Here is a 21,942-nt window from a genome sequence, read left to right on the forward strand (position 1 = left end):
AAATATAATCTAATAAAAAAGTAAAAAGATTGATTTTTCTTGCCTTAACTAACATTAATATGTATAATTGAAATATATACGACTATGAACAAAACGTTTTTGTAATATTTATTTAAGAGAGTCATCATTTGGTGTAAGATGATATAAAGTTATAAAATAGATCATTTGGGAGTCACTTTTTTGAAAGTAGTAGAAAAAGCGTATAAGCTGCGTTAAAGTTTAAGTGAGAGTACTGTAGATTTATACAGTGAACTAAGGATGGTACCGCGGAAAATTTCGTTCCTTGATTATATATCAAGGAATTTTTTTATTATAGGAGGAAAAAATATGAATTACAAAGATACACTTTTAATGCCTAAGACAGCATTTGAAATGAAAGGTAAATTAAATACCAAAGAACCTAAAATGCAAGATCACTGGCGTGAGATTGAACTTTATGAAAAAGTATTAAAAAGTAGAGAAGGAAATGAATCATTTGTGTTACATGATGGACCACCATATGCTAATGGTAATATACATGTAGGACATGCTATGAATAAAACAATTAAGGATATAATTGTAAGATCAAAACAATTACAAGGATATTATTCTCCATATGTACCAGGTTGGGATACTCATGGGCTTCCAATAGAAACAGCTGTTACCAAATCAGGTATTAATAGAAAAGAAATGAGCATTGCTCAATTTAGAGCATTGTGTGAAGAATATGCTTATAAACAAATTGAAAATCAAAGTATGCAGTTTCAAAGATTAGGTTCATTTGGAGATTATAAACATCCATATATAACTTTACAAAAAGAATATGAAGCAGCTCAGATTAGAGTGTTTTCAAAGATGGCAATGGATGGTTTAATATATAGAGGATTAAAGCCAGTGTATTGGTCTCCAGTAAGTGAGACAGCTCTTGCTGAAACTGAAATTGAATATCATGATAAGGTTTCAAACTCAATTTATGTAACATTTAAAATGGTTGATGGAAAAGAATTACTAACAGAAGATGTTAAATTTCTTTGTTGGACTACTACACCTTGGACTGTTCCAGGAGTGCTAGCAGTTGCTTTAAATGAAAGAATTGAGTATGGAGTTTACAATACTCCAGAAGGAAAGCTTGTAGTTGCTAAAGAAAGAGCAAAAGCAGTATTTGAAGATTTAGAATATGAATATGAATTAATCCAAGAGTTTAATGGATTAGAAGCAGATAGAATTGTTGTATCACATCCACTATATGATTATGATTGTATAGTTATCATGGGTGATCATGTTAATACTGAAGGTGGTACTGGTTGTGTAACTACTGCTCCAGGACATGGTATGGAAGACTATATTGCTGGAAATAAATACGAATTAGGATTAAAAGTAGTTGTAGATGATTTTGGAAAAATGACAGAAGAAGCTGGAGAATTAGTTCAAGGTCTTTGGTATGAAAAAGCTAATAATGTTATTATTGAAGCAATGACAGAAAAGCATACATTACTTAAAGCTTCAAAATTCACACATAGTTTCCCATATGATTGGCGTTCAAAAACTCCTGTAATCTTTAGAGCAACCAAACAATGGTTTGCTTCAATAGCTAAAAAAAGAGAAGAGTTGTTAGAACAAATTAATACAGTAGAATGGGTACCTGCATGGGGAGAAACAAGATTATATAACATGATTCGTGATCGTGGTGACTGGACAATTTCAAGACAAAGATCTTGGGGTGTACCAATTCCAATACTATTTGATGAAAATAAAGAGCCAATTATGAATGAAGAAGTCTTTGCTTATATAGAAGAAAAATTTAGAGAACATGGTTCAAATTTCTGGTTTGATTCAAATCCAGCAGATCTATTACCACAATCATACAAAGATACTCATGAAAATATTGATTTATATACAAAAGAAACTGACACAATGGATGTATGGTTTGATTCAGGATCATCATCACAGGCAGTACTTGTTGATAGAGGATTAGGATATCCAGCAGATTTATATATGGAAGGTTCAGATCAATATCGTGGATGGTTTAACTCATCATTGATCGTAGGAACATGTGCTACTGGTAAAGCTCCATACAAACAAGTATTAAGTCATGGATTTACTTTAGATGGTAAAGGTAACAAAATGTCAAAATCATTAGGTAATACAATTGATCCTTTAAAATTAATTAATGTCTATGGTGCTGATGTATTAAGATTATGGGTTTCTAGTACAGATTATCAAGCAGATGTTAGAATATCTGATGCCATTATGAAACAAGTATCTGATGCGTATCGAAAAATAAGAAATACTTTTAAATTTATTTTAGGTAACTTAAATGACTTTACTGAAGCAAATCTTGTAGAATTAGATGCACTTGAAGATGTTGATAAATATATGATAGCAAAACTTAATAATATCATTACTAAAGGAATTGAATCATATAATACATATGATTTTAATAATATATATACTTCAGTAAATAATTTCATAGTAAAAGAACTAAGTGCTTTTTATATGGACTTTACAAAAGATATATTATATATTTTAAAAGAAGATTCTTTAAGAAGAAGACAAGTTCAAACAGTGCTATTCCATACAATAAATTCACTAGTAATGATTTTGGCTCCAATATTGCCACACACTGCTGAAGAAACATATTCTTATATAAACAAAGAGAATAAATTAGAATCAGTGCATTTAGAATATATGCCAAAAGCATTTGAATTTAAAGGCTTAAAAGAAGTAGAAGAAAAATATGATATGTTTATGAAACATAGAGAAGATATCTTAAAAGCAATTGAAGAAGCAAGAGAATCAAAAGTAGTTGGAAAATCATTAGAGGCTAGTGTAAGTGTTTGGCCAAAAGATGGTTTTGAATTTATTAAAGATATTCCACAACTTCATCAATTATATATTGTTTCAGATGTTAAATTTGAAAGATTAGAAGATTCAGAAGAGCTAGAAACTGCTTATATTAAAGTAAATAAATTTGATGGATACACATGTCCAAGATGCTGGAATGTAGTATCACAAGATAGAGTAGTCAATGATTTATGTGATCGTTGCGATGAAGTAATCAATCATTAATAATAAAAAACGAATTCTTAATTGAATTCGTTTTTTTATATGTTTACTTATATATTATTGAGCTTTTGTTACAAATGGATCAATAACAGAAGCTAGTTGTTGAATATTTCTTGACTGGATTAAAACAGTACCTTTACCATTAAAGACATTAACAACACCTTCTCCAGTAGTAAAACCAAAGACACCACTTGCTATTTCAATATCATATGTCAAAGTATCACTCCAAGCAACGACATGATAGTTGTCAATTACAAAACGTTCACTACCATCTAAGTTTATCTCAATTAAATCTCCATAAGTATTTATTAGTAATTCACCAGCTCCAGTAGTTTCCATAACAAACAATCCACCAGTACCAGATAAAATTGCTCTACCTATACTTTGTCTTACCATATTATAAGATACTGATTCTTCACAAGCTAAGAATACACCGGTATTTAATCGCCAATGAATTTGACCCACTTCTAATTTTTTAATAACTCCAGGAGCAGCAGGTGCTAATGCTATTTTTGAATTATTTTCCTTACCTGTAGCACTTGTAATAAAAAAGCTTTCACCACTAGTCATTGATCTACCTAATGCTTTTAAGACACCACCAACACCTTTTGAACCATTAGAATTCATATTACCCTCTAACTTAACATTACCTCTCATATATACCATAGATCCAGATTCAATCTTAATTTTTTCATCTGCATTCAAAGTAACTTCAGCAATTGGAAATGCCGTATTTTGACTAATATCTACATTCATAAAATTTCCTTCTTTCTATTTAGTAACATAATAATACCACATATTATTTTTGAATAATAATCATACTTTATTAATACACATTTATTAAGACATATGATAGAATATAAACAGTAAATTTAAAAAGTAGGTGCAACTATGTCAAGATTTAAAAGTATAATCAACATTACTATATATAATATATTTCCAATAATAGTCCAAATAATTTTTGCCTTTTATATAAAAGCAAAATTTGCTAGTCTTAGTGCTGATCAAATGCAATCTAAACTAGTAGATACTTTAGGTTCAATTCAAGGAATGGCTATTATGATGATACCAACACTTATGATAATTATTCTTTTAAACTATAAATACTTAAGAAAAAAAATACATAAATCATTTGAAAATATTAAAGAAACTTTTAAATATGGCCTTATAGGTTACATAATCATGACTTTTGCAATAGTAGTTTTTTCAATTTTAGTACAACTAATGCAAATAGATGTGTCTGAAGCAGAAAACCAACAAGTGGTAAATAACATGATGAGTGGAGCATCAACACTAACTATTATATTAGTTATTGGCTTAATAGTTCCATTTTTAGAAGAACTAATATTTAGAATGTCTATAGCAGGACTTTTAATTAAAGATAAAGTTTCTAAAAGTTGGCTGCCATACATTATTATGGCATTGATATTTGCTTTAATTCATGAAAACTCATTTATTACTAATTTCAGTGTTGAAGCTGTTGTAAACTTTTTAACATATTTAATACCTTCATTAACATTATCTTTTGTTTATAAAGTATCAAATCATAATATAATAGCAACATATATTATGCATATTTTAAATAATGTTATACCATCAATATTTTACTAGAAATCGAATAAATTAATTTTAAGAATAACTTAGGTTATTCTTTTTTTATAATAATGCTTCTAGTCAAAACCTATAAAATACACATATGTATTTATATACAATTATTATTGTTAATTAGTAATTAATAATATATTATAATTACATTCTTACACATTTCATAAATATTTCTTATATATTATAAACATATATTATTAAAGATGTTTGATATAATCTATTCGAGGTGTTAAGATGAACAAAAAAATAATAGCATTTACAAGCTTTATAGCACTAAGTATTATGAATTTAAATAATTTAAATGCCAAAGTAGATTATTCAAATGATTATAATAACTATAGTGAATTATGTAGTACTAAATCTTCATATGCATTAAATACAACAACTTGTGATGAATTTGTTCAGTATCAAGAAAATAAATTAGGTATTAATATTACAAGTGTAGATTCTGCAAATAAAAATGAAGTTTCTGCTAAAAATTTAAATAAATTTAATATAAACATAAAAAAGGTAATTTCTAAGTTAAATGATACTGTTAAAGAAAATAAAAATGAACAAAAAAGTAATCAAAGTAAAATAAGTAATCTAAAAAAAGAAATAGAAAATAATACAAATAATTTCTTTTCTAATATCTTTAATAGTAGTGAAACTAACAAGAATAGCTTAGAAGTAACTAATTTAAGTGAATCAATAAAAGACTTGAATAGTAGTAATAAAGAAATAAAAACACAAATAAGCAGTTTAAATAAAACGATTAAAACACATAGTATGGTTGCTACAGAAGTTGAAAGATCAACAATAAATTTGTATAGCAGTACTAATAGTGGAGGTACTGGTGATTATAACAAAGCACTTGATAAAGTAGATTTGAGTAGTGTTGAAGATAAAAATAGCAATTGGCTTAGACCTGTTAAACATGCAACTATTAGTGCAGTTGCCTGGTACTATCCAGCAAGTTTTGGTGGAGGTTGGCATCCTGGTGTTGATTTTGCAGTTAATACTAATACTAAATTAATAGCTCCTGCTGATGGAGTTATACTTAGTGAAAGCAAAGGTGCTAATGGCTATGGAAATCATATAGTAATTGCTGTAAAAAAAGGTAACTATGTATATACAATGTTATTTGCTCATTTAAATAAATTTAAGTCTAATGTTACAACTTTCAAACAAGGTGATGTAATAGGTTATACTGGTAATACTGGAAATTCTACTGGTCCACATTTACATATGGAGATATTTAGACATAATACAAGTAGTTTAAAAAAGGTTGTAAATGAGTTTAAAGAAAATGAAGACTATTGGTTTGGTTTAGGATATACTAAAAAAGGTAAAGCAGATAAAGTTAAAAGAATAGCACCAAATGATTTTTATAATCTTAAATTAAATCAAAAATATTAAACATGGGAAACCATGTTTTTATTTTGTAAACTAAAGATAGTTTTATAGAACTATCTATGATAAAATTTATATACAACAAAGGAGTGATTTAATGGAGCTATTAGCACCAGTAAAAGATAAAGAAAGTGCATTTATTGCAATAAATGCACAAGCAGATGCAATTTATTGCTCAGGACCTGGTTTTTCTGCCAGAGCAAGTGCTGCAATAAGTATAGCTGATCTAGAAGAAATAGTTGAGTATGCACACATATATAATCGAAAGGTATATGTAACATTCAATACATTAATAGACAATGTTCAATTAATTGCAGCTATTAAGTATTTAGATGAACTAGCATCATTATGTATTGATGGAATTATAGTACAAGACTTAGGTTTACTTTCAATAATAAAAAAAAGATATCCAACAATTGAAATTCATGCATCTACACAAATGCATGTTCATAATTTAGATGGTGTACGCTTTTTAATGAGTAATAATGTAAAAAGAGTAGTAGTGCCAAGAGAAATGAGTCTTGATAATGTAAAATACATTAAAAACAATTCTAATATTGAAATAGAAGCATTTGTTCATGGTGCATTATGTACAAGTTATTCTGGACAATGTTATTATTCTTATTTTGATAATGGAGGTTCTGGAAATAAAGGAGCTTGTAAACAAAATTGTCGTCAACTACATAGTTTAAATAATGAAGAACAACAAGACTATAAATTAAGTTTGAAAGATTTAGCTTTACAAGAAAATATATTAAAATTAAATAATATAATTGACAGTATAAAAATAGAAGGAAGATTAAAAACAAAAGAATACTTATACAATACCGTTTCATATTATAAAGAAATAATGAATGGAAACTTAGATCAAATGTATTTAGATAATAGTAAGGTTGCTTTTAATAGAAAATATACAACTGGTCATTTGATGAATGATAAAAATGTTTCAAATAATTTTAGAGTTAATAATGAAGGATTAGAAATAGGAAAAGTAATAAGCACTAATAAAGAATATATTGAATTATTAGTTACAAAGCCAATTAGTAGATTAGATAGTATTCGTATCGTAAATAAAAATAACCAAGAGACAGGAATGAATATAGACTTTTTATATGATGAAAACTATGAAAAAGTTGAATCTATTGAATCTGGAAAAGCTTATGTGAAAAATAAAGATAATTCAATAAAAAATGGAAAAGTAATGCTTGTAAAATCAAGAGTGTTAGCCGAAGAAGCAGAAGTATTCACTCAAAAATATTTATATAAGAAAGAAATAGACATTTCCTTGTATATAGAAGAGGGTAGTAAAATTATTGCAACTACTGAAAACATGGTTCACACTTCAGATTTCATCGTTGAAAAGTCTTTAAATAAACCGACAACAAAAGATGAAATATTGAAGCAGTTTTCTAAAACATTAGCAACACCTTTTGAGTTTAAATATGTTGAATGTACAATATCAGATAATGTTTTTATACCTAAAAGTTTAATAAATAAATTTAGAAGAGATGTTATAGAAGCAGAGTTGAATTTAATGCTTAAATGTGAAAAAGAAATACCAGTTGATAATGAACTAGTATCAAGTAACTATAAAAACTTTAAAGGATATAAATTTATTTGTAGTACTTTAGAGCAAGCTAAGGTTTTACAACAATATCAAATCAAAGAAGTTTATGTTGATAATATACTAGAATTACATAAATTCACAAATATGTTTGAAAAAATCATACCAGTACTACCTAGAGTTGTTAATGATAAAGAAGTTAATAAGTATTTTAAAATCATTAAAAATTATGATCGTGTTATGGTAAGTGAATTAGGAATGTATAATCGTTTAAAAAATGAAAAACAAGTAGAACTTAATTATTCTTTCAACATCACAAATACAGAAACACTTAATTTCTTAAATAATGATAATGTTGTTAATGCATTATTATCACTAGAAGTAAAAGATGAAAATTCTTTTTCTTTAGAAAATATTAATACAAGTGTTATTGCTTACATGCATAAACCATACATGATAATTAACTATAATTTAGAGAAAATTAATAAAGAATTATTAAATAAGTATATTATTAGAATGAAATCATATAAAAATGAAAATCTATATGTAAGAAAATATTTAGATAATATTGAAATATTTTCACAATTTCCAATTAACAAATTAGAAGATAATATAAATGCAGACTATAAAATAGTATATTTCACAATTGAAAATGCAAGTCAGGTAGAAAAAGCAATGAAATTCTACATATAAACCAATTTTGTGTTTGCCGATTGTTTATAATGTGCTATAATATTTGAGTAAACCATTATATAAAGTTAGGATATGGCTAGCAGTTTCTACCTTACACCACAAACGTAAGACTATAATGGACTCTTTTATTTTAAGGTGTCCATATTTAGCTATATGACGCCTTTTTTTGATGGTAATATATAAAATTTGGAGGTATTACCCTTTTATGATTGATGCAATTAATTCATTTTTTAAGTTAAAAGAAAGAAAGACTAATCCTAAAACAGAAGTTTTAGCAGGTATTACAACATTCCTGTCAATGGCCTACATTCTTTTTGTAAATCCTGACATATTGTCAGCTGCTGGAATGCCAGCAGATTCAGTGTTTGTAGCAACGGCAATCGCTGCAATTATTGGTACAACTATTATGGCACTTTATGCAAATTACCCAGTAGCGCAAGCTCCAGGAATGGGTATGAATGCTTTCTTTGCATTTACAATATGTGGAGAAATGGGATATAGTTTTGGACAAGGATTATTAGTAATTTTTACATCTGGGCTTATTTTTGTACTATTAGCAGCTACAAAAGTTAGAGAAAAAATTATTAATGCGATACCATCTTCACTAAAATATGCTGTTAGTGCTGGAGTTGGTCTATTCATTACCTTTGTAGGACTACAAGGATCTGGAATAATTGTAGCTAGTGAATCAACATTAGTAACATTAGGACCACTAAATGATCCAAATGTAATATTAGCTGCATTTGGTATCGTATTAACTCTTGTTTTAGTTGCTAGAAAAGTAAAAGGTGGTATTTTTATCGGACTTTTACTAACTGCAGTTGCTGGTATGGCTTTTGGAGTAGTTGATGTACCAACTAAAATAGTTGGATCAATACCAAGTTTAGAACCAATTGCTTTCAAACTATTTGATTTTAATGTTTTTGATCTAATGAAAACTAGTAGTTTTTGGTTCTTAGTATTTTCAGCATTATTCTTAGACTTCTTTGATACAGCAGGAACATTAATGGGTGTTGCTACTAGAGCAGGATTATTAGATGATGAAGGTAAATTAATTGATAGTGATAAAGCATTAATGTCAGATGCAACAGCAACAACAATTGGTGCAGTTATTGGAACTAGTTCAGTAACAAGTTATGCAGAGAGTGTTGTAGGTGTAGAAGCAGGTGGAAGAACAGGTCTAACAGCATTAACAACATCATTTTGCTTTTTACTTGCACTATTCTTTTCACCATTACTATCAGTAATAACATCAGCGGTAACAGCTCCTGCATTAATAAGTGTTGGTGCTATGATGATGTCTAGTAATAAACATGTAAATTATGATGATTTCTCAGATGCATGTGCAAGTTTTTTAACAATGGTTTTTATGATACTAGCATATTCAATTGCTGAAGGTATAGCAGTAGGGTTTACAGTTTATGTAATCCTAAAAGTAGCATCAGGTAAACAAAAAGAAGTTTCACCAATTATGTATGGTTTAGCTGTACTCTTTATATTATTCTTTGTAAGTAAAGCAATGTAATTATTTTACAAATAAAAAGGGATACTTTTGTATTCCTTTTTCTAATTATACTTATTTTTTAAACATATATATGTTAATATATTAATATATAACTTAATAGAAGGAAGTGGACTTATGATTAAACGTTATAGTACAAAAGAAATGGAAGCAATATGGAATGATAATTCAAAATTCGATTCATGGTTGAAAGTTGAAATTTTAGCTTCAGAAGCTTGGAATAAACTAGGTACAGTACCAGATACAGATTTAGAATTAATCAAAGAAAAAGCAAAGTTTGATGTCAATAGAATTTATGAAATTGAACAATCAACAAGACATGATGTAATTGCCTTTACAAGAACTGTTTCTGAATCACTTGGATATGAAAAGAAATGGATACATTATGGACTAACAAGCACAGATGTAGTTGATACAGCTTTAGGTTATCAAATAAGTCTTGCAAATGAATTAATAGAAGCTGAATTATATACTTTTGCAAACTCGCTTAAAACAATGTCAGAAAAACATAAATATTCTCCATGTATTGGAAGAACTCATGGTATTCATGCTGAAATTACAACTTTTGGTTTGAAAGTTGCATTATGGTATGATGAATTACAAAGAAATATAAAAAGATTTAAAGAAGCTAGAAGAATTATTGAATGTGGTAAAATTTCAGGAGCAGTTGGAACTTTTGGAAACACACCTCCATTTGTTCAAGATTATGTATGCCTAAATTTAAATATTAATTCGGCAAACATCTCAACACAAATACTTCAAAGAGATCGTCATGCACAATATATGGCAACTCTAGCAATGATAGCTTCTCAAATTGAAAAAATTGGAACAGAAATTCGTCATTTACAAAGAACTGAAGTAAATGAAGTAAAAGAAGGATTTGCCAAAGGGCAAAAAGGTAGTTCAGCAATGCCACACAAAAGAAATCCTATTGGTAGTGAAAATATGGCAGGTTGTGCTAGAGTTATAAGAGGTTACATGGTAACAGCTTATGAAAATATTAATTTATGGCATGAAAGAGATATCTCTCATAGCAGTGCTGAAAGAATAATAATCCCTGATGGGACTACTTTGTTGCATTATATGTTAAAAAGATTTACAAACATACTAAATAACTTAGAAATTAATGAACAACAAATGTTAGATAATATTTATAAGACACATGGAGCTGTATTCTCAGGTCAAGTATTAAATGCACTAGTTGCAAAAGGACTATCTCGTGAAGAAGCATATGATATAGTACAACCAGTAGCTTTAAAATCTTATAAAGATGGACAGGATTTCCATACTCTATTATCTATTACTACTGCAGTAACAAACATAATGAATCCTAAAGAATTAGCAAATTGTTTTGATATTACTCATCATCTTAAGGAAGTAGACACAATTTTTAAACGTGTATACACTAACTCAAGAAATAGATAAAAGCATTAATAAAAAAACCTGGTCAATTGTCAATAGCATTACAAAAGCTAATGGTGAAGTCTATTTAATAGGCGGTGCCATTAGAGACATTGCACTAGGTTTTTCTATTTCTGATTTTGATTTTGAAGTATATAATATCAAACTTTATCCATTGATTCTAGCAGTAAATAAAGATTCATATATTAATTTTAAATTCCAAACACTTAAATATTTAAATTTAGAGTTTTCATTACCTAGAATAGAAACAAAAATTGAAAAAGGTTATTCTGATTATAAGATTAATGTAGATATTAATCTTAGTAGAGAATTAGCTATACAAAGAAGAGACTTTACTATAAATGCCTTAATGTATGATTTAAAAGCCAAAAAAATTTATGACTACTGTAACGGTTTATCAGATTTAAATAATAAAATTCTTAAGGCAGTAAATTATCAAAAATATACTGAAGATTCTATTAGAACTTTAAGATTTTTAAAATATAAATTTAAGTATGATTTTACAGTAGATGATAAAACATATAATTTATCTAAAAAAATGGCAAATCAGTTACTATTTCAACCAAGTAACATTATAAATAAATATTTAAGAACAATAATAATATCAGATTTTTTTAATTTAAGTATCTTTCTTGATATTTTACAAAGTTTTTTTAAGATTAAAAATAATGCTATTTATATTAAAAGATATCAAAATATTAAAACACATAATATTACATCAAATGATTATTATATAGTATTTTTTCTTATTATATTAAATAATAGTGAACACTCATCAAATGAATTAGAACAACTTATAAATAAATTATTCCTTAAAAAAAGAGAAGTAGAGTTAGTACAAACATTATTAATAATCTTAAATGATAAAAACAATATTAATGATTACAGTATTAATGCAAAGAACAATTATAGAAAATATATTGAATTAGTAGAATATTTAAAGACAAAGGATGGTGATAAGAATGTTAAATAAAGTTATATGTATTGTAGGTGCTACAGGTATAGGTAAGACTAAACTATCAATTGAATTAGCTAAATATCTAAATACAGAAATAATAAATGGAGATTCTATTCAAGTATTTAAAGAAGGTAATATATTAAGTGCTAAAGCAAGTTTAGAAGAACAAGAAGGTATTAAACATCATTTACTAGATTGCTTTGAATTAGAAAAAAGATTTGATATTGCAGAATTTAAAAAACAAGCAGATATCTTGATAAATGATATAAATAAAAAAGGTAAAATACCAATTGTAGTAGGTGGTAGTGGCTTGTATATAAAGGCATTGTTATATGATTATAAGCTTGATAACATTAAAGAAAAATCTCAAGATGTAGAACTTAAATATCAAGAATTAGACAATAATGAGCTATTTGAATATTTAAAAGAAATAGATTTAGAAGCATCTTTACCACTTCATCCAAATAACAGAAAAAGAGTATTACGTGCTATAGATATATATGAAAATAATGATGTAAAAAAAAGTGAATTTATAAATAAACAAAACCATGAAATGGTTTATGATGCATTAGTAATTGGATTAACAATGGAAAGAACAGAATTATATAATATAATAAATTTAAGAGTAGATAAAATGTTAAATTTAGGATTATTAAAAGAAGTAGAAGATCTAACTAAAAGATATGATATTAATAGTGATTTTCAACTATTTCAAGCAATTGGCTTTAAAGAGTTTATTCCATATATAAATCAAGAGTTAGATATAGAAACAGCAATCGAGAAAGTAAAACAAAATTCTAGAAGATATGCAAAGAAACAAACAACTTGGTTTAATAATCAAATGAAAGTGAAATGGATAAATGTAGATGTTGAAGATTTTAACAATACAATAAAAGAGGCAAAAAAGTTAGTAGGAGAGCATTTTGATGAATAAAACACAATTTGATAGAACAAAAATTATCTTTAATGATAAAATAGATGAATTAGCTAGTAAGAGTGTAGCAATTGTAGGAATTGGTGGAGTAGGTGGCTTTGCTGTTGAAGCAATTGCTAGACTAGGTGTCGGAAATATAATAATTATAGATAAAGATATAGTTGATATTACAAACTTAAACAGACAAATTATTGCTTTACATTCAACAATAGGAAAGAATAAAACTGATGTAATGGAACAAAGAATCAAAGATATTAATCCCAATGCAAATGTAATAAAATTAATGATGTTTTATAATGAAGAAACATCACACCGTTTATTTGAATTAAAACCTGATTTTGTAATTGATGCTTGTGATACTATTACAGCAAAAAAACATATTATTAAAACATGTTTAGAAAAAAGAATTAAGTTTATTACAAGTATGGGTGCTGCCAATAAATTAGATCCAACTTTAATTACAATTTCAACATTAGATAAAACTAAAGAAGACAAAATAGCAAAAGTTTTAAGAACAACATTAAGAAGAGAAAAGGTAATAGGTAAAGTGCCAGTAGTCTATTCAACAGAAAGAGGTTTTAAAGCTGAAATAGATAAAAACCAAGCTGATGTTAAAAATAGAAAGGACTTACCACTTTTAGGTTCAGTACCTTATATTCCAAGTATATTTGGGTTAATGTGTGCAAGTTATTGCGCAAAAACACTATTAGATGACAAATAGTCATCTTTTTTTTATGGACTTTTTTACCATAGTGCAATATAATTGTATTATAAATAAATGTATGTATTATAAAAGTAGGAAATATGAAAGGAAGATTATCATGAATAATAGCCCTATTGGAATTTTTGATTCTGGAGTAGGTGGATTAAGCGTATTGAAAAAAGTAGTTAAAGTTTTACCAAATGAAAGTATAGTATATTTTGCAGATACTGCAAGATGTCCTTATGGACCTAAAACATTAGATACAATTTATAATTACAGCAAGCAAATTTGTAACTTCTTAATATCACAACACAAAGTAAAGGCAATAATAATTGCTTGTAATACAGCTACAATTGCAAGTATTGATAGATTAAAATTAGATTTTGATATACCAATTATAGGAGTTCCAGATTATGGTGCACAAGATGCAAATGAACAAACAATCAATAAAAAAATTGGTTTACTAGCAACTGATGCAACAGTTAATAGTAATTATTATCAAAACAAATTAAAAGGATATGATCAAGAAAATATTATTATTGGACAAGGATGTCCAGAATTTGTTTTAGATGTAGAGTCAAATAACTTTGCAGGTGACACTGTTGAGAAACATGTTAAAGAGTATACTGAAGAAATGGTAAAAGAGGGTGTTGATACAATTATCTTAGGTTGTACTCATTTCCCATTCTTAAAAGATACTATTAATAAAGTTTTAAATAATTCTGTCAAGATTATTGATCCTGCAGATAGTACAGTCAATTATGTAGCTTCATATTTGAAAGAACATAATCTACTTGCATCTGATAATAATAAAGCTAGTATTGAATTATTCTCTAGTTCAGATCACAATGAAACATTGATATCATTAATAAAAGGAATCTTGAATGAAGATAAAACAGTAACTCAAATAGATATTGATACTTATTAATAGTAAAAATTTATATATTCACTAAAAGTCTTGTAATGAGACTTTTTTATTATATATTATAAAACTTAATAATAATTTATAAAGCAAAAATTAAGATTATATGAGTGTTAATACGAATAATTTATAAAGCTAAAAGTGAAATCTATAATAGATTTATTACAAAAACATCATTATCAATAGATATATGTTATATTTATTTGAAATAACTATATTATTTATTAATGTTTTATGAAATATATTAAACATTGATAATCTTATTAATAGAAATCATTGAAATATATTAAATGAATATAACGTGAAATATATTAAAGTTTTATTAACTTTTACCGCTAATTGTATGTATATATATAAGAAATTATTTAAGTTATGCAATAATTATCTAAAATCAATTGATAATGTGTATACCCTGTGATATTATGAATGTAGTTTATGGATGTATAAACAGTTCTTTTATGACTATATCGAAAAATTATAAAATGATTTAATACTAGTCAAAAGAAAAACAATTTTATGTAGTTATTGTTTTCAATAACGAGGGAGGATTTTTAAAATGGAACCTATTCAGTTAACATTAGCAGAAACGGTTGGTTTATCGGTTGTAGTAATTTTCATCGGTAAATTTTTAGTCGCTAAGGTTGGATTCTTAAACAAGTTTCTTATACCTTATCCAGTAGTTGGGGGAATTGTATTTGCAATTGTCACTTTAATCGGTAAGCAAACAGGGATGTTTGAATTAACACTTGATACTACTTTACAACAGTATTTTATGGTTTGTTTCTTTACCACTGTTGGATTCTCAGCAAGCTTCAAAGTACTTAAAGCTGGTGGGATTGGAGTTATCTTATTCTTACTATTAGCCTTTATTCTTACTATCGTACAAAACGTAGTAGGTGTTGGACTTGCAACAGTTTTAGGTCAATCTCCATTATTTGGTATGGCAACTGGTTCAATTCCAATGACTGGTGGACATGGTACAGCAGGTGCCTTTGGACCACTTCTAGAAGAAATGGGCTTAACTGGTGGTAACACTCTTGCTATAGCAGCAGCAACATTTGGACTTGTTTCAGGATCACTAATTGGTGGACCAGTAGCAAGAAGATTGATTTTAAAATACGATTTAAAACCTACTGAAGAAGTACATGAAGATGCAGATGGTAACATTGAAGTTGATGGTGATGAACCAGTATTATTAAACGAAAATAATCTATCATTAGCATTCTTCCAAGTTGCATTAGCAGTTGGAATTGGTTACTATGTTTCAGCAGCAATTGCATCAACAGGTGTTACAGTTCCTATTTATATTGGTTCAATGTTAGTAGCAGCAGTAATGCGTAATCTATTCAAAGATGGTTCACACTTTGAAATGAAGTTTCCTGAAATACAAGCATTAGGATCATTATTCCTTGCAATATTCTTAGCACAAGCTTTAATGAACTTAAAATTATGGGAACTTGCAGAACTTGCAATTCCATTAATTGTAATTCTTGTTGCACAAGTAGTATTAATGGCTCTATATGCTTCATTTGTAACATTTAATGTTATGGGTAGAGATTATGATGCTGCAGTATTAGCAGCTGGTCACTGTGGATTTGGTTTAGGTGCAACTCCTAATGGTGTTGCCAATATGAATGCAGTAACTGCAAAATATGGACCAAGTACTAAAGCATTCTTTATCTTACCAATAGTTGGTGGATTATTCATCGACTTTGTAAATGCAGCGAATATTACATTCTTCTTAAATTTACTAGGATAATTAATTTTATAAGTTATAAAAAAGAGATCTTTGATTAGATCTCTTTTTTTGTAGCTCATTTATACGTATTTTTTGTGTTAATTATATAAAGCACATAAATTGAACATCTTTAAAAGATACGTTATATTATTTATATGTATTACACAATTTGTATTAATAGATATCTTAATATGAAAATTGATGGGGATATTGTCATATTTAATACAGTTAATATAATTTTAGTGAAAATTAACAGTAACTTCTACTTAGTTTTTAAATAAAAGTAAAATTATAAAAAAAATTGTAATTAATCTTATCTTTAATAATAAATTGTTGTGGTAATATAGAGCTAACAAATAATAAACACAATCATAGTGTTGAAAGGAGCAAAAAATTATGGAACCAATTAGTTTAACACTAGCTGAAACCGTTGGGTTATCAGTTGTAGTTATTTTTATTGGAAAGTTTTTAGTAGCAAAGATAGGTTTTTTAAATAAGTTTTTAATTCCTTATCCAGTAGTAGGAGGGCTAGTATTTGCGATTGTTACATTAATCGGATACTCAGCAAATTTATTTGAGTTAAAGTTAGATACAACTTTACAAGATTATTTTATGATCTGTTTCTTTACAACAGTCGGGTTTACCGCAAGTATTAAAGTATTAAAAGCTGGTGGAATCGGTGTTGCATTATTCTTACTTTGTGCATTTATCTTAACTATTATCCAAAATGGTGTTGCCGTAGGTATATCTTCAGCAATGGGAATGGGACCACTATTTGGTATGGTTGCAGGATCAATTCCAATGACTGGTGGACATGGTACATCTGGTGCCTTTGGACCAGTGCTAGAACAATATGGTGTAAGTGGTGGATTAACTTACTCTATAGCAGCAGCAACATTTGGTTTAATTTCTGGATCACTAATTGGTGGACCAGTAGCAAGAAGATTAATTGTTAAACATGATTTAAAACCAACTGAACCTGTACATGAAGATGCAGCAGGTGACATTGAATCAGATACTGGTGGAGCTGTTTTATTAAATGAAAATAGTTTATCACTTGCTTTCTTTCAAGTAGCATTAGCAGTAGGTATTGGTTATTATATATCTATGGGAATTTCTGCATTAGGTGTAGTTGTACCTTCATATATTGGATCAATGCTAGCAGCAGCAGTAATGAGAAACGTCTTTAAAGATGGATCTAAATTTGAAATGAAAATACCAGAAATACAAGCCTTAGGATCATTATTCCTTGCTATATTCTTAGCACAAGCACTAATGAACTTAAAATTATGGCAATTAGCTGATGGAGCATTACCAATGTTTGTAATTCTTATTTGCCAAGTAATCATAATGGTATTCTATGCAACATTTGTAACATTTAATGTTATGGGTAAAGATTATGATGCAGCAGTACTTGCAGCAGGTCACTGTGGATTTGGATTAGGAGCAACACCAAATGGGGTTGCAAATATGACTGCCGTAGTAACAAAATATGGACCAAGTACAAAAGCATTCTTCATCTTACCAATTGTTGGTGGATTGTTCATTGACTTTGTAAATGCAGCAGGAATTACATTCTTCCTAAACATTTTCAAATAAAATTTAATAATTAAAAAAAAGCTAGTTTTTGTAACTAGCTTTTTTTTTGTGGTAAGATAATACATATATTTACTATATGAAAATCAAAGTTATATAAGTGAAAAATATAACAAATGTAAACGGTTATACTTTTACTTTTATATACCGATTGTTAATATTTATTTTAATATATATGTAGAAAAATCAACATTTTAAATTGTCAAGATAATTTTTAAAACTCTATAGAATAATTTTATAGAAAAGCACAAGTTATACTAGATTAACCTTATAGTAGTTTAAAAACAACCTTTTTTTTAGCTAAATATGGCTAAAAATTGTACATTTAGTAACATGTCAATTATTTTTGTGCACTATGTACAAATTACAAATTTATGGGTGAATATTTTAAAAATCGTTAATATTTTAGTGGTTTTTGACTTGTATTCTAACAATTCAAAGTCTTCTGTAAATAAAAGGTAAATAATACTTAATTTAATTGTTGAAACTATTTTCAAGGTGCAATATACTTTAAGTATAAAACAAACAAGGGAGTGTTATCATGAGTAAAAACAATAAGACAATTGTAATCGGTGTAATCGGTTCGGATTGTCACGCTGTCGGTAACAAGATTATCGACTACGCTTTAACAAATGCAGGTTTTGAAGTTGTTAATGTTGGAGTATTATCAACACAAGAGGATTTTATTAATGCAGCAGTAGAAACTGATGCAGATGCAATCTTAGTTTCTTCATTATATGGACATGGAGAAATCGATGCTAAAGGTTTAAGAGAAAAAACAGTAGAAGCTGGTATCGGTGAAATTCCATTATACATTGGTGGAAACATCGTTGTTGGGAAACAAGACTGGGATGAAGTTGAACAAAGATTCCTTGATATGGGATTCAATAGAGTTTACCCACCAGGGACTAGAATTGAATATACTATAAAAGATATCGAACAAGATTTAGGTTTATAGTCATGAAATGCTATTTGCTTGTTGATTTTGGAAGTACTTACACTAAAATCACTATTGTAGACGTCGAAAATGAAGAGGTCTTATTAACATCTAAAGACATAACGACTATAGAAGATGACATAATGAACGGTTATAACAATGCATATGCAAAAATAGCTGATCAGGTTGAAGAATTAAATATAGAGTTTGTTTCTAAACTTGGTTGCTCTAGTGCGGCAGGTGGATTAAAGATGGTAGCAATAGGGTTAGTACCTGAATTAACAAGTGAAGCTGCTAAACGTGCCGCATTAGGTGCAGGTGCAAAAATACTAGCAATGTATTCATATGAACTTACAGATGAAGATGTTGAAGAAATATTGGAATTGGAACCAGAAATCATTTTGTTCTCTGGTGGAACAGATGGTGGAAATCAAAAAGTAATCATTGAAAATGCTAAAACATTAGCAAGATATGATATAAAAGCTCCGATTGTTATAGCATGTAATAAAAGTGCTCAAAAATCTGTAGCTAATGTTTTTGAAAAAGCTAATTTCAATTTCACAAGAACAGAAAATGTCATGCCAAAGATCAACAGTTTAAATGTTGAACCTGTGCGTGATATCATAAGAGAAATCTTCATGGGCAATATTGTTCATGCTAAAGGTTTAGATAAAGCAGTCGAGTACATAGGAGATGTCTTAATGCCAACTCCAGCAGCAGTTTTACAAGCAGCTTCGCTGTTATCAAAAGGTACAGATTTAGAAGATGGTTTAGATGATTTAGTAGTAATTGATATTGGTGGTGCAACTACTGATATTCACTCACTATGTGTCGGATATCCAACTAAGGGTGGAATTACAATGAAGGGTCTTGAAGAGCCATTTGCTAAAAGAAGTGTTGAAGGAGATTTAGGAATGAGATATTCAGTTCAAGCGGCATATGCTGCAGCTGGTTATCGTCGATTTGCTAAATACGATAGAAATTCTTTAACAAAAGAACAAATTGAAGCAGATATTTATGAAAGACATACTAACATACGTTTTGTTCCACAAACTAAAAATGAAAAAGATTTTGATGCAAATATTGCTAAAGTATGTACTGATATTGCTATGGAAAGACATGCAGGATATGTTGAACAATCATATTCACCATATGGTGCGATGTTTGCACAATACGGTAAGGATTTAACAGCTGTTAAATATTTAATTGGAACTGGTGGTGTACTGATTCATTCTAACGAACCAAAAGCTATCTTAGAAGCTGGGTGTTTCGATCAAGAAAATCCAGATGCACTTAAGCCATTAAAACCAAAATTCTTACTTGACGAATCTTATATATTATCTGCTATGGGGCTTCTTGCAACAGAGATGCCTGATACAGCCATTAGAATAATGAAAAAATATATGATCAACTTAAAATAATAGGAGAGTCTAAAAATGAAAGTACAAAATAAACGTTGGACTGATGATCAGTTCTACAGTATTAGAAAAGAAGTCCTTGCAACTTGGGAAACTGGAAAAGATATTGAAGATATTCAAGTTGGTATTGAATATGCTAAAAATATTCCAGCAGAAAAAAACTTTGCAATCGCTTTAGAAAAAGCTAAAAAAGATGGTGTTACACTTGCACAACCTCGTGCTGGAGTTGCATTAGTTGAACAACACATTGAATTATTAACTTACTTACAAAACGTAGGTGGAGCTGATTTATTACCATCAACTATTGATTCATATACTAGACAAAATAGATATGAACAAAACGAAATTGGTATTGAAGAAAGTATTAAAGCTGGAAGATCAATGCTTAATGGATTCCCAGCAGTTAACCACGGTATCAAAGGATGTAGAGAAGTTCTTGAAGCTGTAAACAAACCACTTCAAGCACGTCACGGTACTCCTGATGCTAGATTACTTGCTGAAATTATTCATGCATCTGGATGGACATCAAATGAAGGTGGATGTATTTCATACAATGTACCTTATTCAAAAAATGTACCTCTAGAAAAAACTTTAATCGACTGGCAATATTGCGATAGATTAGCTGCAATTTATGAAGAAAATGGAGTTAAAATCAATCGTGAACCATTCGGTCCTTTAACAGGAACATTAGTACCACCAAGTATGTCACATGCTGTTGGTGTTATTGAAGCATTATTAGCTGCAGAACAGGGTGTTAAAAACCTTACTGTTGGTTATGGTCAATGTGGTAACCTTATCCAAGACGTTGCTGCTGTAAGAACTCTTGAAGAAATTACAGAAGAAACATTAAAAGAAAAAGGATACAATGATTGCTTTGTAACAACTGTATTCCACCAATGGATGGGTGGATTCCCTGCAGACGAAGCTAAAGCATATGCTGTAATTGCAACTGCTGCTGAAACTGCAACATTAGCTGGAGCTACTAAAGTTATTGTTAAAACTACTCATGAAGCTATTGGTATCCCAACTAAAGAAGCAAACGCTAACGGAATTAAAACTACTAAAATGGCAATCTCAATGTTAGATGGTCAAAGAATGGTAGAATCAGATAAATTAGAAACAGAAAAACAATTAATTAGAGACGAAGTTAAATGTATATTGGACGCTGTATACGAAGCTGGAGAAGGAGACTTAGCTGTAGGTGTTATCGAAGGATTCAAAAAAGGAATCTTAGATGTACCATTCGCTCCATCTGTATACAATGCTGGTAAAATTCTTCCTGCACGTGATAACGAAGGTTGTGTACGTTACTTAGATTTTGGTAACTTACCATTTACTGACGAAATCAAAGCTATTAACACTGCAAAATTAGCAGTTAGAGCTGAAGTAGAAGGACGCCCAGTTGGGTTCGATATGACAGTTGATGATATTTATGCAGTAGGTCAAGGTCGCCTTATCGGTAGACCAGAAAATTGGAAAGAGGTAAAATAAAA

Annotated in this window: 16 protein-coding genes, 1 riboswitch and 1 other annotated feature; of the genes, 15 read left to right on the top strand and 1 reads right to left on the bottom strand. The window is 28.7% G+C overall.

The window, feature by feature from the left end; all coding sequences use genetic code 4:
* Window positions 1-75: 75 nt before the first annotated feature.
* Window positions 76-287, top strand: a binding site (T-box leader).
* Window positions 288-327: 40 nt separating this feature from the next.
* A complete protein-coding gene (ileS, locus tag ACD762_RS03715; protein ID WP_423364519.1) occupies window positions 328-3,048 on the top strand; it encodes an isoleucine--tRNA ligase in 2,721 nt (906 codons plus the stop codon).
* Between the two features lie 54 nt (window positions 3,049-3,102).
* Here ileS and ACD762_RS03720 read toward each other — a convergent pair whose 3' ends face one another.
* Window positions 3,103-3,801, bottom strand: a complete 699-nt coding sequence (locus ACD762_RS03720; protein ID WP_423364520.1) for a TIGR00266 family protein — start codon at window positions 3,799-3,801, stop codon at window positions 3,103-3,105.
* A 135-nt stretch (window positions 3,802-3,936) separates the two neighbouring features.
* On the opposite strand from ACD762_RS03720, the gene ACD762_RS03725 reads away from it, so the two are divergent.
* The 14 genes from ACD762_RS03725 to ACD762_RS03790 all read left to right on the top strand — a co-directional run bounded on the left by ACD762_RS03725 (window position 3,937) and on the right by ACD762_RS03790 (window position 21,940).
* On the top strand, window positions 3,937-4,656 hold the full coding sequence (locus ACD762_RS03725; protein ID WP_423364521.1) for a lysostaphin resistance A-like protein: 720 nt from the start codon (window positions 3,937-3,939) through the stop codon (window positions 4,654-4,656).
* A gap of 228 nt (window positions 4,657-4,884) precedes the next feature.
* Window positions 4,885-6,048 (top strand): peptidoglycan DD-metalloendopeptidase family protein, encoded by a 1,164-nt coding sequence (locus ACD762_RS03730; RefSeq protein WP_423364522.1) that lies wholly within the window; start codon window positions 4,885-4,887, stop codon window positions 6,046-6,048.
* Between the two features lie 91 nt (window positions 6,049-6,139).
* A complete protein-coding gene (locus ACD762_RS03735) occupies window positions 6,140-8,299 on the top strand; it encodes a peptidase U32 family protein (RefSeq protein WP_423364523.1) in 2,160 nt (719 codons plus the stop codon).
* A gap of 35 nt (window positions 8,300-8,334) precedes the next feature.
* Window positions 8,335-8,432, top strand: a riboswitch (purine riboswitch).
* Between the two features lie 72 nt (window positions 8,433-8,504).
* Window positions 8,505-9,824, top strand: a complete 1,320-nt coding sequence (locus ACD762_RS03740) for an NCS2 family permease (protein WP_423364524.1) — start codon at window positions 8,505-8,507, stop codon at window positions 9,822-9,824.
* Window positions 9,825-9,938: 114 nt separating this feature from the next.
* Window positions 9,939-11,246 (top strand): adenylosuccinate lyase, encoded by a 1,308-nt coding sequence (purB, locus tag ACD762_RS03745; RefSeq protein ID WP_423364525.1) that lies wholly within the window; start codon window positions 9,939-9,941, stop codon window positions 11,244-11,246.
* Window positions 11,218-12,216 carry a hypothetical protein gene (locus ACD762_RS03750; RefSeq protein ID WP_423364526.1) on the top strand — a complete coding sequence of 333 codons (999 nt, stop codon included), beginning with the start codon at window positions 11,218-11,220 and terminating at the stop codon, window positions 12,214-12,216. The genes purB and ACD762_RS03750 overlap by 29 nt, the downstream gene beginning before the upstream one ends.
* The gene (gene miaA / locus ACD762_RS03755) at window positions 12,206-13,135 is read left to right on the top strand and encodes a tRNA (adenosine(37)-N6)-dimethylallyltransferase MiaA (RefSeq protein WP_423364527.1); all 930 of its coding nucleotides are present in this window, start codon (window positions 12,206-12,208) and stop codon (window positions 13,133-13,135) included. Before ACD762_RS03750 ends, miaA begins: the two co-directional genes overlap by 11 nt.
* A complete protein-coding gene (locus ACD762_RS03760) occupies window positions 13,128-13,856 on the top strand; it encodes a tRNA threonylcarbamoyladenosine dehydratase (protein ID WP_423364528.1) in 729 nt (242 codons plus the stop codon). The genes miaA and ACD762_RS03760 overlap by 8 nt, the downstream gene beginning before the upstream one ends.
* A gap of 100 nt (window positions 13,857-13,956) precedes the next feature.
* Window positions 13,957-14,766 (top strand): glutamate racemase, encoded by an 810-nt coding sequence (gene murI / locus ACD762_RS03765; RefSeq protein WP_423364529.1) that lies wholly within the window; start codon window positions 13,957-13,959, stop codon window positions 14,764-14,766.
* Window positions 14,767-15,316: 550 nt separating this feature from the next.
* Complete coding sequence (gltS, locus tag ACD762_RS03770) at window positions 15,317-16,519, top strand: sodium/glutamate symporter (RefSeq protein WP_423364530.1); 1,203 nt, start codon at window positions 15,317-15,319, stop codon at window positions 16,517-16,519.
* Between the two features lie 375 nt (window positions 16,520-16,894).
* On the top strand, window positions 16,895-18,097 hold the full coding sequence (gltS, locus tag ACD762_RS03775; protein ID WP_423364531.1) for a sodium/glutamate symporter: 1,203 nt from the start codon (window positions 16,895-16,897) through the stop codon (window positions 18,095-18,097).
* A 538-nt stretch (window positions 18,098-18,635) separates the two neighbouring features.
* Window positions 18,636-19,052, top strand: a complete 417-nt coding sequence (gene glmS / locus ACD762_RS03780; RefSeq protein ID WP_423364532.1) for a methylaspartate mutase subunit S — start codon at window positions 18,636-18,638, stop codon at window positions 19,050-19,052.
* 2 nt (window positions 19,053-19,054) lie between these two features.
* Window positions 19,055-20,452, top strand: coding sequence for a methylaspartate mutase accessory protein GlmL (gene glmL, locus ACD762_RS03785; protein ID WP_423364533.1), 1,398 nt, complete (start codon window positions 19,055-19,057; stop codon window positions 20,450-20,452).
* Between the two features lie 15 nt (window positions 20,453-20,467).
* The gene (locus tag ACD762_RS03790; protein ID WP_423364534.1) at window positions 20,468-21,940 is read left to right on the top strand and encodes a methylaspartate mutase subunit E; all 1,473 of its coding nucleotides are present in this window, start codon (window positions 20,468-20,470) and stop codon (window positions 21,938-21,940) included.
* Window positions 21,941-21,942 lie beyond the last annotated feature (2 nt).

The sequence above is a fragment of the Mycoplasma sp. P36-A1 genome (assembly GCF_049478495.1).
Lineage (GTDB): Bacteria > Bacillota_I > Bacilli_A > JAJDGJ01 > JAJDGJ01 > P36-A1.